The sequence below is a fragment of the Dyadobacter sp. HNCC25DJ187 genome (genome assembly GCF_056895255.1).
The window spans coordinates 63,951-79,003 of record NZ_JBXHAT010000004.1 but is presented as its reverse complement, the minus strand read 5'-3'; the positions used below and the strand labels follow the sequence as shown (position 1 = coordinate 79,003).

16 protein-coding genes are annotated in these 15,053 nt (G+C 40.8%); 12 read left to right on the top strand and 4 right to left on the bottom strand.

Translation table 11 applies throughout. The features are described 5' to 3' along the window. Positions 1-84: 84 nt before the first annotated feature. From AC1XUE_RS23780 to AC1XUE_RS23770, 3 genes are all read left to right on the top strand, one after another. Positions 85-2,505, top strand: a complete 2,421-nt coding sequence (locus AC1XUE_RS23780; RefSeq protein ID WP_483358490.1) for a TonB-dependent siderophore receptor — start codon at positions 85-87, stop codon at positions 2,503-2,505. 355 nt (positions 2,506-2,860) lie between these two features. Beyond that, positions 2,861-3,841 carry a pyruvate dehydrogenase complex E1 component subunit beta gene (locus AC1XUE_RS23775; RefSeq protein WP_483358489.1) on the top strand — a complete coding sequence of 327 codons (981 nt, stop codon included), beginning with the start codon at positions 2,861-2,863 and terminating at the stop codon, positions 3,839-3,841. A 214-nt stretch (positions 3,842-4,055) separates the two neighbouring features. Then, positions 4,056-4,442 (top strand): TraR/DksA family transcriptional regulator, encoded by a 387-nt coding sequence (locus tag AC1XUE_RS23770; protein ID WP_483358488.1) that lies wholly within the window; start codon positions 4,056-4,058, stop codon positions 4,440-4,442. A gap of 85 nt (positions 4,443-4,527) precedes the next feature. On the opposite strand, the gene AC1XUE_RS23765 is transcribed toward AC1XUE_RS23770, so the two are convergent. Continuing rightward, entirely contained in the window at positions 4,528-5,754 is a 1,227-nt protein-coding gene (locus tag AC1XUE_RS23765) for a metallophosphoesterase family protein (protein ID WP_483358627.1), read from the bottom strand. A 104-nt stretch (positions 5,755-5,858) separates the two neighbouring features. On the opposite strand from AC1XUE_RS23765, the gene AC1XUE_RS23760 reads away from it, so the two are divergent. Further along, a complete protein-coding gene (locus AC1XUE_RS23760) occupies positions 5,859-6,668 on the top strand; it encodes a polysaccharide deacetylase family protein (protein ID WP_483358487.1) in 810 nt (269 codons plus the stop codon). 31 nt (positions 6,669-6,699) lie between these two features. On the opposite strand, the gene AC1XUE_RS23755 is transcribed toward AC1XUE_RS23760, so the two are convergent. The 3 genes from AC1XUE_RS23755 to AC1XUE_RS23745 all read right to left on the bottom strand — a co-directional run bounded on the left by AC1XUE_RS23755 (position 6,700) and on the right by AC1XUE_RS23745 (position 9,252). Further along, the gene (locus AC1XUE_RS23755) at positions 6,700-7,815 is read right to left on the bottom strand and encodes an acyltransferase family protein (RefSeq protein WP_483358486.1); all 1,116 of its coding nucleotides are present in this window, start codon (positions 7,813-7,815) and stop codon (positions 6,700-6,702) included. A 24-nt stretch (positions 7,816-7,839) separates the two neighbouring features. Next, complete coding sequence (locus AC1XUE_RS23750) at positions 7,840-8,370, bottom strand: KdsC family phosphatase (protein WP_483358485.1); 531 nt, start codon at positions 8,368-8,370, stop codon at positions 7,840-7,842. Between the two features lie 63 nt (positions 8,371-8,433). Then, the gene (locus AC1XUE_RS23745; protein WP_483358626.1) at positions 8,434-9,252 is read right to left on the bottom strand and encodes a Rossmann-like and DUF2520 domain-containing protein; all 819 of its coding nucleotides are present in this window, start codon (positions 9,250-9,252) and stop codon (positions 8,434-8,436) included. Between the two features lie 185 nt (positions 9,253-9,437). Between AC1XUE_RS23745 and AC1XUE_RS23740 the strand changes: the two genes are divergently transcribed. The 8 genes from AC1XUE_RS23740 to AC1XUE_RS23705 all read left to right on the top strand — a co-directional run bounded on the left by AC1XUE_RS23740 (position 9,438) and on the right by AC1XUE_RS23705 (position 15,043). Next, positions 9,438-10,139, top strand: a complete 702-nt coding sequence (locus AC1XUE_RS23740; protein ID WP_483358484.1) for a hypothetical protein — start codon at positions 9,438-9,440, stop codon at positions 10,137-10,139. A gap of 217 nt (positions 10,140-10,356) precedes the next feature. Continuing rightward, on the top strand, positions 10,357-10,800 hold the full coding sequence (gene rplM, locus AC1XUE_RS23735) for a 50S ribosomal protein L13 (protein WP_483358483.1): 444 nt from the start codon (positions 10,357-10,359) through the stop codon (positions 10,798-10,800). A gap of 3 nt (positions 10,801-10,803) precedes the next feature. Beyond that, positions 10,804-11,190: a 30S ribosomal protein S9 gene (gene rpsI / locus AC1XUE_RS23730; RefSeq protein ID WP_483358482.1), complete on the top strand. Its 387-nt coding sequence runs from the start codon at positions 10,804-10,806 to the stop codon at positions 11,188-11,190. Between the two features lie 199 nt (positions 11,191-11,389). Then, positions 11,390-12,199, top strand: a complete 810-nt coding sequence (gene rpsB / locus AC1XUE_RS23725; RefSeq protein ID WP_483358481.1) for a 30S ribosomal protein S2 — start codon at positions 11,390-11,392, stop codon at positions 12,197-12,199. A 187-nt stretch (positions 12,200-12,386) separates the two neighbouring features. After that, on the top strand, positions 12,387-13,223 hold the full coding sequence (gene tsf, locus AC1XUE_RS23720; protein ID WP_483358480.1) for a translation elongation factor Ts: 837 nt from the start codon (positions 12,387-12,389) through the stop codon (positions 13,221-13,223). A 137-nt stretch (positions 13,224-13,360) separates the two neighbouring features. Next, positions 13,361-13,996: an RNA polymerase sigma factor gene (locus tag AC1XUE_RS23715; RefSeq protein WP_483358479.1), complete on the top strand. Its 636-nt coding sequence runs from the start codon at positions 13,361-13,363 to the stop codon at positions 13,994-13,996. A gap of 15 nt (positions 13,997-14,011) precedes the next feature. Then, on the top strand, positions 14,012-14,194 hold the full coding sequence (locus tag AC1XUE_RS23710) for a hypothetical protein (RefSeq protein ID WP_483358478.1): 183 nt from the start codon (positions 14,012-14,014) through the stop codon (positions 14,192-14,194). Positions 14,195-14,215: 21 nt separating this feature from the next. Next, positions 14,216-15,043, top strand: a complete 828-nt coding sequence (locus AC1XUE_RS23705; RefSeq protein ID WP_483358477.1) for a mechanosensitive ion channel family protein — start codon at positions 14,216-14,218, stop codon at positions 15,041-15,043. The last annotated feature ends 10 nt before the right edge of the window (positions 15,044-15,053 follow it).

Genomic DNA, 15,053 nt, shown 5'->3' with positions numbered 1-15,053 from the left:
TGAAAATTATAAATCTCTTGCAAGTGTAGATTTGCGCAGATACTTTTGCGCGAAATATTAAATTATAATAAGTCTAAATAATAAATGAAACATCTTTTATCATTCATAGCCTTTCTGCTGCTATCATCTTCTGTATTCGCTCAAACGGGCAAACTAAGAGGAACTGTAACAGATATTTTCGGGAGTAGCCTGGCAGGCGTCAGTACACTTATCAAAAATACGAATATCGGAGCATCGACAGACGCGGCTGGCGTTTTCACAATTTCCAGCATAGCTGACGGTGATTACATATTGTCGGTATCTTCTGTTGGTTTTAAAACGAGAGAAGTCCCATTCACAATAGCGCAAAACGAAGTCGATCTGAATACGATCACGATGTATGAAGGCGATGAAATCTTGCGGGAAGTGATCGTAGAAGGAGAGAGGGATAATAAATTTTCACGGAACCAAACGGCTTACGTATCTAAGTTGCCACTGAAAGATTTTGAAAATACGCAGGTATACAGCACAATTACCAACTACCTGTTGAAGACTCAAATCGTAACTAATTTCGATGATGCCCTGAAGAATGCAGCTGGTGTGGATAACCTTTGGACATCTACCGGTCGTGGTGGTGACGGGGCGGGCTATTATACATTACGCGGATTTTCAGTACAGCCGAAACTCGTAAACGGTCTGCCGGGATTAACAAACGGAACAATCAATCCGGCAAACATCGAACATATTGAAGTACTGAAAGGTCCTTCTGCAACCTTGTTTGGGAATGCGGTAAGTTCCTATGGAGGCTTGATCAATGTCGTAACCAAAAAACCATATGTAGGTACAGGCGGTGAGCTGTCATTTACAACGGGTTCTTACGGGCTAAACCAGATTGTTGGTGATTTTAACACCGCTCTAAGCAAAGAGAAAAATATTTATTTCAGGCTGAATACGTCGTATTTAACAGAAAGAAGCTTTCAGGATGCCGGTTTCAGAAAATCCTTTTTCGTAGCTCCGTCGCTTTCCTATAAAGTGAATAACAAGTTATCGTTTTCTTTTTACGGAGAGATTACCCAGGCCGAGCAGACCAACCCGATGTTCCTGTTTTTGAACAGAAGTGCGCCTACGCAATCTAAAAACATGAGGGAGCTGGGATACAATTATAAGCTTTCTTTCACGAGCAATGACCTGACATTAGAAAACCCGACGCAGAACTATCGTGTTGAAATGAACTATAAGCTTTCTGACACCTGGCAATCTCAGACCCTTGTTTCTAAAAGCGCTACGTCTACCAAAGGATATTATTCCTACCTGTTTGACTTTGGTTTACTTGGCAACGACACTTTCTCCCGCTTCCTGAATAAGCAAAACGAGTATACCGGAACTTCGGACATACAGCAAAATTTTATTGGTGATTTCAAAGTAGGCAAACTGAGAAACAGGGTTGTTGTCGGTTTGGATTACTTTTCTGCTACCACCACAAGTAACGGTACAGCCTATGCATTTTATGGGAATGTGACACCCAAGGGCGGATTCAGCGGGGACGATCCATTTACCGGGGATACTGAAACAAGAGCTTATCCTCTGTCGGCTGCTGCTGTGGATGCGGTTTTGGCGACTCTGCCTGTTGCCAATCAAAAGTCAAAATTCAATATTTTCAGTGCTTATGCTTCTGATGTACTGAATATTACAAATAATTTGTCTGCAATGGTAGGACTTCGTCTGGATCATTTCGACAATGTAGGTGATGTTACCACTTCTGAGGACAACTTCAATCAAACAACGCTGTCGCCCAAATTCGGACTTTTGTATCAGCCTGTTTTGAATAAAGTATCTGTTTTTGCTAATTATCAAAATGGATTTACCAATGTAGCTCCTGCCCTTGTCGGAGATCCGCAGGATGGCCCGCAGACGCTCAAGTCGTTCCGTCCTGAACAAGCGAATCAGTTGGAATTTGGTATCAAAACCAATCTGATCAAAAATAAGCTGAATGCAACGATCAGCTATTATGATATTAAGGTAAAAGATCAGGTGATTACCGATCCTGCATCCATATTCAACAAAATTCAAGGTGGAGAGGCGTACAGCCGGGGATTTGAGATAGAAGTAAACGCTACTCCGGTGAGAGGTTTGGATATCAGAGCCGGGTACAGCAAAAATGATAGTAAGACGACCAAATCAGACAACCTGGAAATTCTGGCAAAAAGACCGCTTGGTGCAGGTTCTGATGTATTGTATAATTTCTGGGCTAACTACGAAGTGCCGAGCGGTAATTTAAAAGGCTTTGGTCTGGGTGTCGGTGCGAATGGAGCGAGTGAGCGTTTTGCGATTAATTACGTTTCAACCGGAGACTTTATGCTACCTGCATACACTGTGGCCAACGGAGCACTTTTCTATCAGGCAGATCATTACCGTATCGGTCTTAAACTGAATAATGCTTTCAATAAGGAATATTACAAGGGCTGGTCTACCATTGCTCCGCAAATGCCGCGTGCATTGCTGGCGAATTTTACTTATAGCTTCTAAATTTCCAAAAAATATGTTCGGGAGGCATGACTTAGGTTATGCCTCTTTTTTTATTTATAGGTACGTCATGCTTCCCCGGAATTGATGCTGGATGTATAAGAGAAGCATGCATATTGATATAAATCATACAACCTGGATGAGATATCCTGAATTATTGTTGGATATAAACTCCTATTTAGCAGAATGCTTCTTTGAAAGAATTTGAGAATTGACCTTGATTCTCTAATTTTACCTGATCATTTTGAAACCAGTGTACAGAACCTTCGTTTGATGTGTTGTTCAAAGTTATTATCCTTCGAATGCTGACATATTGATAGGTTCCGTTTATAGCATTAAATAATTATCAAAATTACGGATGAAAGAAATAGCATTTAGAGATGCCATTCGCGACGCCATGTCGGAAGAGATGCGCCTTGACAAAAGTATTTTCCTTATGGGAGAAGAAGTTGCGGAATACAATGGCGCCTATAAAGCCAGCCAGGGAATGCTGGATGAATTTGGACCGGATCGCGTAATCGATACACCCATTGCTGAGCTCGGATTTGCGGGTATTGCAGTAGGTGCAGCAGGAAATGGTCTTCGTCCGATAGTGGAATTCATGACCTTCAACTTCTCACTTGTAGCGATCGATCAGATCATTAACAGTGCTGCGAAAATCCTTTCTATGTCTGCAGGTCAGATCGGATGCCCGATTGTTTTCCGTGGACCAACAGGTAATGCAGGTCAGCTGGGTGCTCAGCATTCTCAGAACTTTGAGAACTGGTTTGCCAATACTCCAGGTTTAAAAGTGGTTGTGCCATCTAACCCATACGATGCGAAAGGACTTCTGAAATCATCTATCCGCGACAACAATCCGGTTATCTTCATGGAATCGGAAGTAATGTATGGAGATAAGATGCAGGTGCCCGAAGAAGAGTATCTGATTCCTTTGGGAAAAGCCGATGTAAAGCGTCCCGGAAAAGATGTTACAATTGTATCATTTGGAAAAATGGTTCCTCGTGTAGTGATGCCGGCGGTATTGCAACTGGAAAAAGAGGGCATTGATGCAGAGGTGATAGATTTGAGAACCGTTCGCCCTATCGATTATGCAACAGTAATTGAATCTGTGAAGAAGACAAACCGTTGTGTGGTTGTTGAAGAGGCTTGGCCGCTTGCTTCCATTTCAACAGAACTTGCTTATCATATTCAACGCCACGCGTTCGACTATATGGACTCTCCGGTGATCCGTGTTACAAGCCGCGATGTGCCGCTTCCGTACGCTCCTACGCTGATTGAAGAGATTTTGCCAAACGTGAAACGTGTGGTGGATGCTGTGAAGTCAGTAATGTATAAATAGTTTGGTGTACAAAACCTGAACAAAGCCATTACCTCATCAGGTAATGGCTTTGTTTTTTGCAGCTTACAAAGCCAATCTATTGATTTTTACTCAGAATAATTTTTTATTAAATGTGTTTTTTCATTGAAGTAATTGTTCCAAAATAGATAGAATACTACTACTTTTGTGCTTTGAAACGCTCCTTATTACAGATTCATTCAAATCAATTAGGATTATGCAACAAGAAGAGAAAACCAGATATTCATCAGAAGAATTAAAGGAATTTGAAGAGCTTATTCTGGGTAAACTGGAAGCTACGATGAGTGAACTAAACTACATCAAAGGAGGTTTGAGCAAGAAAAATGACAGCGGTACGGATGTTACTGCGGGATCGGCCAAGCTTGTTGAAGATGGAGCTGATGCAAGTGAGCGTGAAAACCTGAGCCAGTTGGCTGCTCGTCTACAGAAATATTCGATCCAACTTGAAAATGCATTGGTTCGTATTAAAAACGGAACTTATGGAGTTTGCATTGATACCGGAAAACTAATCCCCAAGGAACGCCTTCGCATTGTACCCCATACACAACAGACCATTGAAGCAAAGCTAAGAAGGGCTAGCTGATTTTAAAGTCGATGATATTGAAGCAGACAAACGAAAGTTTGTCTGCTTTTTTCGTTTTGTTAACTGTAAGTGAATGACTCTCAACTTACCCTTGTTCCTCCTCAGCGCCCAACACTTCCCTCAATACATCCATCAAACCTTCAGAAGGTTCCTGCCCTTTGTTTTTGCTTTTAAAATACTCACCAAACAACTTTTCTACACTGAGAGAAAGATCAATAGCTGCAGCTTCCGTTTCTTCGTTGATCCGGCGAATTTGGGGTATGATCTGTATCAGGCCGGAATGTGCTTCGGTTAACCGCTTTTTATCTGATGATTCCAGATAATTGTCAGAAACAATCGTAAGTTCTACAAGGTCGTCAGCATACCCTTGTAGCCAGCTTATGGCTTCGTCTATACTTTCAAATTTACCACGACGTAATTTTTTGCCTTGTTTCAACTCAATAGGCGTATATTTTACCAGGGAACCTGCGGCGGCTTCCAGTAATACCACTTGTTTATCCTGATTGGCTTCCGAAAAACTATACGCCAGCGGACTGCTTGAATACACCACGGGCGGGTTTTGATCCACAGAGCGGCACCTGTGCAAATGTCCTAATGCTACATAATGTGCCTGCTTTGGAAAGTTCTCAGTATATATGGCCTGGGCTCCGCCAACATGCAAAATCGGACGTTCTTCTTCAGGCTCTTCCTCAGGATCAGGATCTCCTTTTTTCATCACATACAAATGGGTTACGAGGAGATTGAAACCTTGATCGTCCATGTACTTGTCTGCTATTTCCTGCCAGTGGAGCTGCAGGTGTTCGCGAAATGCATCCTCACTATTTTCTATCCCCAGGAACGTTTTAAGTCGCTGTTCGTTTGCATAGGGCGTATGAATGATCCGGAGCGGAAAGGGTGAATTAGGAAGCTGAAGTTCAATAAATCCCTTGTCGGTTTTGGTAACTTCTACTTTTCCTTGTGTACAGAATTGATGGATTTCTGTATTTGGAAAACCGACAAAAATGATTCCACATACCTTTGCCAGTGCATCCGGAACCTGTATTCTTTCAGGCGAGTCGTGGTTACCGGCGATGGCGATTACAGCGCGGCTACCATTCGCAGACAAACGGTGTAGAGTGGTATATAGTAATTCCGTTGCCTCGGAAGACGGATTGAAGTTGTCAAAAAGATCGCCGGCGACAACCACAGCATCCACATTTTCCTTTTCAGCAATTTCGCATATTTCCGCTAATACAAGGCGTTGTTCTTCCAAACGGGAGTACTGGTCCAGCTTTTTACCAATATGCCAGTCGGCAGTATGAAGTATTTTCATCATCACTCATTAATTTAGCGAAAATAACAGTTCATTCTGATTTTAACCTGTTCCATCTCTTTTTCGATCATTTGGTCCGCTAAAATTGTCCTTTCAAATTTGTCATGTTCCGTCTCCGATACACATTGGTTTTCATTTTGCTAAATTTTGTTCCTTCCTGTCAGCAGAAAAAGGGGGGAGAAGGACAAGCTGGAATTGCCATTTCTTTTGATGATCATTTTATTGATGAATGGTATGAATTGCGTCCCTTATTTCAGAAGTACAATGCGAAGGTAACCTTCTTCATTACCTGTCCGGATAGTCTCAAGTCCGACGAGATCAAAAAATTGAAGCAGTTACAAAGTGAAGGTCATGAGATTGGCTTTCACGGAACAATTCATGGAAAATCGACAGAGTTGATCACACTTGGGGCAGACAAGTACGTAGAAACCGAGCTCACACCCGGTATGAATTACATGGCAGCGGCAGGCTTTAAGCCTACTTCTTATGCTCATCCTGGGGGAAATCATAATGATGAGGTAGACTCAGTTCTGTTGGCTAACGGATTCAGAATTTTAAGGGATGTAGCTATTTCCAGAAGAGCTTTCAAAGGGATTCCATTGTATACAGCAGCACCAAGGGTTATGGACTGGATCTACTATGAATTTGATCATACCGCCGTTGTAGATGCTTTATTGATTGATCAGGATTCAGGTATTACTGATGATGAAATGAAAGACGCTATTGAAAAAGCAAAAAAAACAAATACGGCGTTGATGTTATTTGGGCACGAACCGCTATATGCAAAGCCTGTAAATGGCGAATATGGTTTCAATGTATCCTTTCTGGAAACGATACTACAGGCAGCACAAAAGCAGGATCTGAAGTTCTACACCATGACAGAACTTGCAGATACAGATAAGGGAAAGCCTTAATTTATGGTAACAAAATCAATGTTGGCATTCACTAACGACCAAATCGCTTATCCTTAAATGCAAGTAATGGTTTTTCGAAATAAGAATAAGACAATGACGCCACTAACACGGAGAAGATCAGAGTGAGCAAATAAGCCAGAATTTGATATTCCAAACCTGTTACTGCCGGAAAGTGTGTTTTTAATATATTGATAATGATGACGATGACAAATACGTGGTAGATGTATAATCCGTAAGATATTTTTCCGAGATGATTCATCACCCGATTCTCCAGACTGACAATGGAATCGGGATTACAGGAAACATTTAATATGATGAACGCAAAAAAGAACGCATACACTTCCAGAAAGCCGGTGAAATGAATGCCTGAGAAAAAGAGAATCAGTAAAAGGCTATATACAATTGCCTGCATGTCTTTTCTGAAGATAAACTGCAGAATCTGATTTTTATCGGTGTACACAAGCCAGGCGCAAATGCCCCCCAGCGCCATAGTCTGGATCCGGAATTGGCCTATGAAAGTCGTAATGATGGCATTTTCAATTTCTTTTTCAGCCTGAAGAAAATGGATTCCTGTCCAGAGAACGCCAGCTGAGATCAGCAGAAAAAACAGAATAATGAAAACTCTTCTTTTAGGATATTTGATCAGCCAGGGCCACAGGTAGTAAAATTGTTCTTCCACACCGATGGACCAGGTTTGTGCGCACCAGTAGGGGAGATCATAAAGTACAAAAGCATAATTTGGCAAAACCAGTATCAGAAAGGCCAGACGTTCAGAAACATGAATCTGTAATTTTTCAGTAGTGCCAGGGAAAGCCAGTAATTCCAGGTGTGGAAAAACGAAAAATGACAAACCAATAATGAGAAAGTAAACGGGCCAGATACGAATACCTCTTCTCAGATAAAACTTTTTCGCATCTATATTCCCATAATTGCCTCTTTCCTGAAGCAACAGGTAGGTAATAAGAAATCCACTTACCACAAAGAACAGCCCTACACCCAATCTGCCGGCATGTTGAACTATAGGAACTTCATAGGTATTGGCTATTCCGTAAGAGTGCTTGGCTTGTTCAAGATGATGAAAAACAACCAACAACGCCGCAATACAGCGAATGCCATTCAGGTTGGGGAAGTAACGCTTTTGTTTCACTTATTTTATTTCTGATTTCTTCCCTTATTTTCCTTTTTCAAACCAGGCCATCCATTTGCCCTGCTCCTTCATCACTTGCTCGATCAAATCACGAACAGCACCATATCCGCCATTTTTGGGAGAAATATAGTCTGCCAGTTCAAGGATTTCCTCTGCCGAATCTGCCGGGCATGCACCCAGTACATTGGTTTGCATCACCTCCCAGTCGGGCAGGTCGTCACCCATAAATACGATCTCTTCTTCCGTAATATTTGCTTCTTCCAGATATTTCCTGAATATAGGCAGTTTTCCGTCAGGCGAAGTTCCGATGAAAATATCCGTCACGCCCAGATATTCCAGTCTTTTTCGTACACCTACCTGATTTTGAGCGGAAAGAATGGCAACGCGGTATCCCATTTTGATGGCCCGATTGATTCCATACCCGTCACGAACGTTGAAAATACGTGGCTGTTCTCCACTTTCCAAAGCGATAACACTGCCGTCGGTCATGACACCATCAACGTCAAAAATAAAGGTTGTAATGCGCTGAAAGCGCTCTTTTAGTGAGAATTCCATGTAATCCGGATCATTTGAGAGGTGCAAATATAACCGAACTTTTTTCTACGTTGACCGATGTTATTATTTTGCAATGTATAGTTCCCGGATTTTGTCAGTCAGCAGGCGATAAATATCAGTCCATTCGGGATTGGTTTCCTGTAAATATTCCATATGTCGGTTAATAGTAGCCCAGTCGCCTCTTCTGGCAGGACCCGTTTGTACTTCTGAGGGTTCCTCAGAATCAAAAGCTTTATCAATCGTAGTCTGGATAAGCGGTTTTAAAAGATCAAAATTCAGTTGTTCGCGTGAGATAAGATCATGAGATAAGCCGATGAGATAATTGGTGAAATTATTAGCAAAAACGGCAGCTACATGTAGCACAAACCTTTCATGGGAATCCATTCTGGTGACATTATCACTGATACTTTGTGCAAGATTGATCAGCTTATTCTCTATCAGCTCATTTTTTGATTCGATACACAGCGGCAATTCTTTGTAATCGATCGGAAAGCCCTTAGAAAAACTTTGTAAAGGATAAAAAATGCCTGTATGGACGAAAACGTCGCTATATATTTCAATCAGTCTCTGAAATTCCGCCAGAGAGCGTGTACCTGACGTATGCACTACGATGACGTTTTCAGGAAACACAATTTGTTGAATGACCTGATCCAGTGCATCATCAGAAACAGCCATTACTATAACGTCTGCAATGCTATCTGCAAAGTTCAGATCGGGTTGTATATTGGCATCATATAATTCTGCAGCCAGCTTTCTTGCATTTTGCGTATTCCGGCTATATACTTCACAAATCCAGTGACCTGCCTCTTCCATAGCCTGAGAGAGATGCCACGCAACGTTTCCTGAACCAACAAAGGAGATTTTCATAGACCTTTTTTCAATATCCGAAATATATCACTGAAAGAGAATGTTCACAAATGCCCAAAGATTTATCTTAATAATCACAATTTCAAACAAATTTAAAAGCAGTATAAGATTTAGTTGCATTATTCCTATAACGCATCTTCCTGTTAGTATGATAGATTGCTAAAATTGTAATTTTACCGACTCATCAGCTATAAAGAAAAATGAAAAGCATTACACTCACACTATTATCGTTATTTGTTTTCAGTCAGACAGCCTTTGCACAGGGGTCCAATACAGCTCAGGCAACGCTGGATATGGGAGCTGGTTTTTCTAAAAATGCCTGGGCGCCTTCCGTGCTCTATCACGAAGATATTCCATTGAACCGCGTAAAATGGTTGCGCGTGGGACTTGGCATTCGAGCCTGGGGCTATTATGGAAATGATCTGAATCTGGTTTCTCAGGCAGCTTCTTCTTCAGCCAATACACTTGAGTATAAAAAGGTATCTGCTAACGGACTAAGTTTTGTCGCAGGAGCCAGTGTGAAAGTATGGAAGCTGGATATTGGTGCTAACACGGATCTGATAGGATTGGCTTTGGGCTCTCGAAGAAGCGGATATTATCCGTCAGAAGCAGGATCCTCAGGAACAGGAAGGAAATATTACGACCAACTCGTTGTAACAAGACCTGTGAATTTCAACTTGCTGCCGTTGTTTTTAGATAACTATGGTGGTCAGTCAGAGGTATACGCAAGATTATGGTTTACCAGAAGTATGGCACTTAAAGTGGGCTACCAGTTTGGGCAGATTGCATACCTCACCAGAAATATTGAAGGCCAAAAAGTTTTTTTGGACGAACGGGAAAGACGTTTTTCGAGTCGCTACAGTATGCCGTATGTGGCAATTTCCTTTCAATTATTCCAATAGCCAGGTAGTAATTCTGATAAATTTTCACAAAGTATATCAGGTCAGATCGGGTGATTCTTACTTGAATTTAGTCCTTGAAAGGGGCGTAATTTCGAAAAAATACAAACATACTTGTAATTCAATTTGTTAAACTCTATATTTGCACTCCCATTTTGCGATGGGACTGTCTTGTAACAGTGTAATTTATTGAAAATCAATTAAATCTTTTTTGTTAATCGTGGATACGTTAAGCTACAAAACCATCTCGGCGAACAAAAACACAGTAAACAAGGAGTGGGTTATTGTCGATGCTAAAGATGCAATTCTTGGCCGTTTGGCTAGTGAAGTTGCTAAAATGATCAGAGGCAAGCACAAACCAGATTATACTCCTCATGTAGACTGTGGTGATAATGTGATCATTATCAACGCCGATAAAATTAAGTTGACAGGTAAAAAAATGACTGACAAAGTTTATGTTCGTCATACAGGTTACCCGGGAGGTCAGCGTTTTCAAACTCCTCGCGAGTTGCTCGAAAAGCACCCTGAGCGTGTAATTGAGAAAGCGGTAAGAGGTATGCTTCCAAAGAATCGTTTGGGACGTCGTTTATTTACAAATCTGTTTGTTTATGCTGCTGCAGAACATCCGCACAGCGCACAGCAACCAAAAGAAATCCAGTTGTAATTCATGGAAGTTATCAACACAATAGGTAGAAGAAAAACTGCTGTGGCTCGTATTTATATGACGCCGGGCAAAGGAGATATCAAAGTAAACGGCCGCGATTACAAAGAGTATTTCCCATTTGAAGTACACCAGATTGTTCTTCAACAACCTTTCGCTACAATCAGCGAAAATGGTGCTTACGATATTAAGGTGAATGTAAGAGGTGGTGGTGTTACAGGTCAGGCGGAAGCAATTCGTATGGCTGTTGCACGTGCACTTTGTGAATATAACGGAGAATTCCGTGGAGCTCTTAAAAAAGAAGGATTCCTTACTCGTGACCCTCGTATGGTTGAACGTAAGAAATACGGACGTGCTAAGGCTCGTAGAAAATTCCAGTTCTCGAAACGTTAATATTTATTTTGTCAGGAATAGTCAAATATGGTCAGGAAATAGTCAGGTATTGTTACGCTCTGGAAGCTCAACAACAAATGACTACACCTGTCAACAAGTGACAAACCTTGACAAAAGGATGTCCAGACAGTACTTATCGTGCCCGATGTGCTGTGCTGCGTAACAAAAATTACTAAAATATTATAAATCAAATTTGGCAATGGCACAAATAGAATATAAAGAACTATTGGATGCAGGTGTTCATTTTGGTCACCTTACCCGCAAGTGGGATCCACGTATGGCTCCATACATCTTCATGGAGAAGAACGGGATTCACATCATTGACCTGAACAAAACATTGAGCTGCATCAATGACGCTGAGGCTGCGTTGAAGCAAATCGTTCGTTCAGGACGTAAGATCATGTTTGTTGCTACTAAAAAACAAGCGCAGGAAATCGTAACAGAAGAGGCAAAACGCCTTAAAATGCCTTACGTAACTGATCGTTGGTTGGGAGGTATGCTTACAAACTTTGGCACTATTCGCAAGTCTTTGAAAAAAATGCAGACTCTTGAGAAGATGCTTAAAGACGAAACCACGGTTAGCAATATAGCGAAAAGAGAACGCCTGATGCTTACACGTGAGAAGGATAAATTGGAAAGAGTGTTAGGTGGTGTAGCTGACTTAACTCGTCTTCCTGCTGCCCTTTTCATCGTTGATGTAAAACGCGAGCACATTGCGGTTGCAGAAGCAAAAAGATTGAATATACCTATCTTTGCTATCTGCGATACAAACTCAAACCCTGAATTGGTTGATTTCCCTATCCCAAGTAATGACGATGCTTACAAAGCAATCTCATTGATTACTTTGGCTATCGGAAAAGCAATCGAAGAAGGTTTGATGGAACGCAAACAAGATAAAGACGACCAGCGTCTGGTTGAGGAAGAAGAAGCAAAACGTCAGGCTGATAAAGGTACTGAAGAAGCATCTGCACCAGTTGCAGAAGCGGCGGCTGATTCCGACGTAGAATAACGAAGGGCGATACGGATTGCTTCTTATTCAACCCGTATCATGTCTGAACAGATAAAGTAGCCCATAGCCACCTTGCTATGGGCTACAGTTTTTTAGAAATTATTTTGAAAACCGATTTCGTAATCAAATCATAAAGTTTACTTAATCGGAAGCTACCAAAAAGTATTAAACCATATTCATTCAAATCATGGCAATTACCGCACAAGATGTAAATAAACTGCGCCAAATGACTGGCGCCGGAATGATGGATTGTAAAAAAGCACTTCAGGAAGCTGAAGGCGATTTTGACAAAGCCGTTGATATTCTTCGTAAACAAGGTCAAAAAGTAGCAGCTAAACGTGCCGATAATGCAGTATCTGAAGGCGCTGTATTGGTAAACATCAGTGCTGATGGAACGAACGGTAAAATTGTTGCACTTGCATGTGAAACTGAACCTGTTTCCAATGTAGAAGATTTCAAAAATCTTGCGCAGAGCATTTTGGATGTGGCTGTAGCAAATAACATTGCTGATAAGGAATCACTTCTTACTGCTACACTTGCGGACGGACGTCCGGTAAGTGAAAATATCATTGATCTTGTAGGTAAGCTTGGCGAGAAACTTGAGATCGTTTCTTACGAAAATATTACTTCGGATCAGGTTGTTGCATATATCCACTCAAATGGTAAACTTGGTGTATTGGTTGCCTTTGAGGGTACTAACGGAACGGATGTAACTGAGCTTGGAAAAGATGTTGCGATGCAGATCGCAGCAATGAAGCCTGTTGCTGTAGATAAAGACGGAGTTGATGCTGCTACTGTAGAAAGAGAAATCGAAGTAGGTAAGGAGCAGGCTCGTGCAGAAGGTAAGCCAGAGGCAATGTTGGAAAAAATCGCACAGGGTAAACTTCAGAAATTCTACAAAGACAATACTTTGTTGAACCAGGAATTTGTAAAAGATTCTTCCCTGACTATACGTCAGTTATTGGAAAAAACTGTGAAAGGATTAAATGTGAAGTCTTTCAACCGTATATCTATCGGGGGATAAAATTAATTCCTGAAAAAATTATATTAAAAACGCCTGGTATCTTCTTGTATACCAGGCGTTGTTTTTTAATATTTACGCAAAATATTACTCACACTATTAGTTAAGAATTATGGTTAACAACGTTACCTTCTCATAATATGGCAGTCAGAACATCTAAAAATGATTATGCACGCCATAATTTCACTGATGAGGAGCTGGTAAAGCTTTTCGTAGAAACTCAGGAAAATCGCTATTTTGAAAAGCTTTATGAACGATATTCCGAAAAGGTATATCACAAATGCTTGTCCTTTGTGAAGGACTCTGCAAAAGCAGAAGATCTTACACATGACATCTTTTTGAAGCTTATCTTTAAACTAGGTACCTTCAAGGAAGATGCTAAGTTTTCTACATGGCTGTATTCGATCACATACAATCACTGTATGGATCAGCTTCGCTCCAATAAGAAGCGGGGAGAAGTACTACAGGAAGATCCCATTGAGGTTCCCGATGATGTTGATCTGAACAATCTCTTCGATGATGAAGACATTCAGGTTAAGAATTTAAAAACAGCTCTGGATCAGCTCACTGTTGAAGAAAAGGGAGTTCTTTTTATGAAATACATGGATGACCTCAGCATACGTGATATTGCAGGTATTTTCAATGTAACAGAGAGCGCCATCAAAATGCGTTTACTGCGGTCGCGTGAGAAACTGAGGAAAAAGTATCTGGAAACCATCATTTTTCTTGGCATTTTGGCTGCAAAGATGATAGAATTAGTAAGTGATATATTATGATAATCCACTATAAAGATGCCTGAAGGAAACACTGTATTTAAGGAATTGGAACCGAACGATCAGGTTCCTGAATACCTGAAACGCGCTATTGTAGCTGAAGTAGATACCATCAGGAATAGTATGGAAGTAATAACACTTTTTACTGAACATTTTCTTACAGCAATTACTGTTGCAGTTTCAGATGGCTCCAAAGAATAATAATCAAAACACACTATACAAATGAAAAACCTCCCCAATATTGCAGAAATTTTAAGAAATACTTTTTACACGCTGATTAGTCAGTTTGTTGAATTTGTACCCAGAGTAATCGGTTGTCTTGTAATATTAGCCATAGGTTATCTCGTAGCCAGAGGTGTCAAAATTCTTATCTCCCAAATCCTTACCCGTTTAGGATTTGACAGAATAGGGGACAGGCTGAATGAAATTGGAATTATCAAGCAGTTAAAAACAGAAATTTCTTTAAGCGAAATAGTAGCTAAGATATTGTACTACTATATACTTCTCATCTTTCTGACTTTTGCCGCAGATACGCTGGGCGTTGATACAATTACTAATATGGCGGCTTCGTTGGTTAGTTTTATTCCCAAACTAATAGCAGGAGCAGTGATGCTGCAAATCGGTATCATGTTTTCAGATGCTATTAAAACAGCCGTTATCGCTTTATGTAAGTCTTTTAATATTGCGTCAGCCAAGCTAATAGGCAATATATGTTTTGTATTTTTCCTGATTATAACTTTTCTGACTGCGCTCCGACAAATAGGTATTGAAACCGATATGCTTGAATCCAGTTTTATACTCATTATCGGTGGGGCTGTAGCTGCATTTGCTATTGGATACGGCATCGCATCACGCGACGTGCTGGCCAATATTATTTCCTCTTTTTATAGTCGTAAAAATTACCATGAGGGGCAGACCATAGAGATTGACGACGTTAAAGGTATTATTGCCAAAATAGATAATACTTCAGTAACAATCGTAAATGATTCAACTACCACGATAATTCCTTTGCAGCTTTTTCAGACAAAGCGGGTTGTGATATTCAATTAAAATTAGTTTT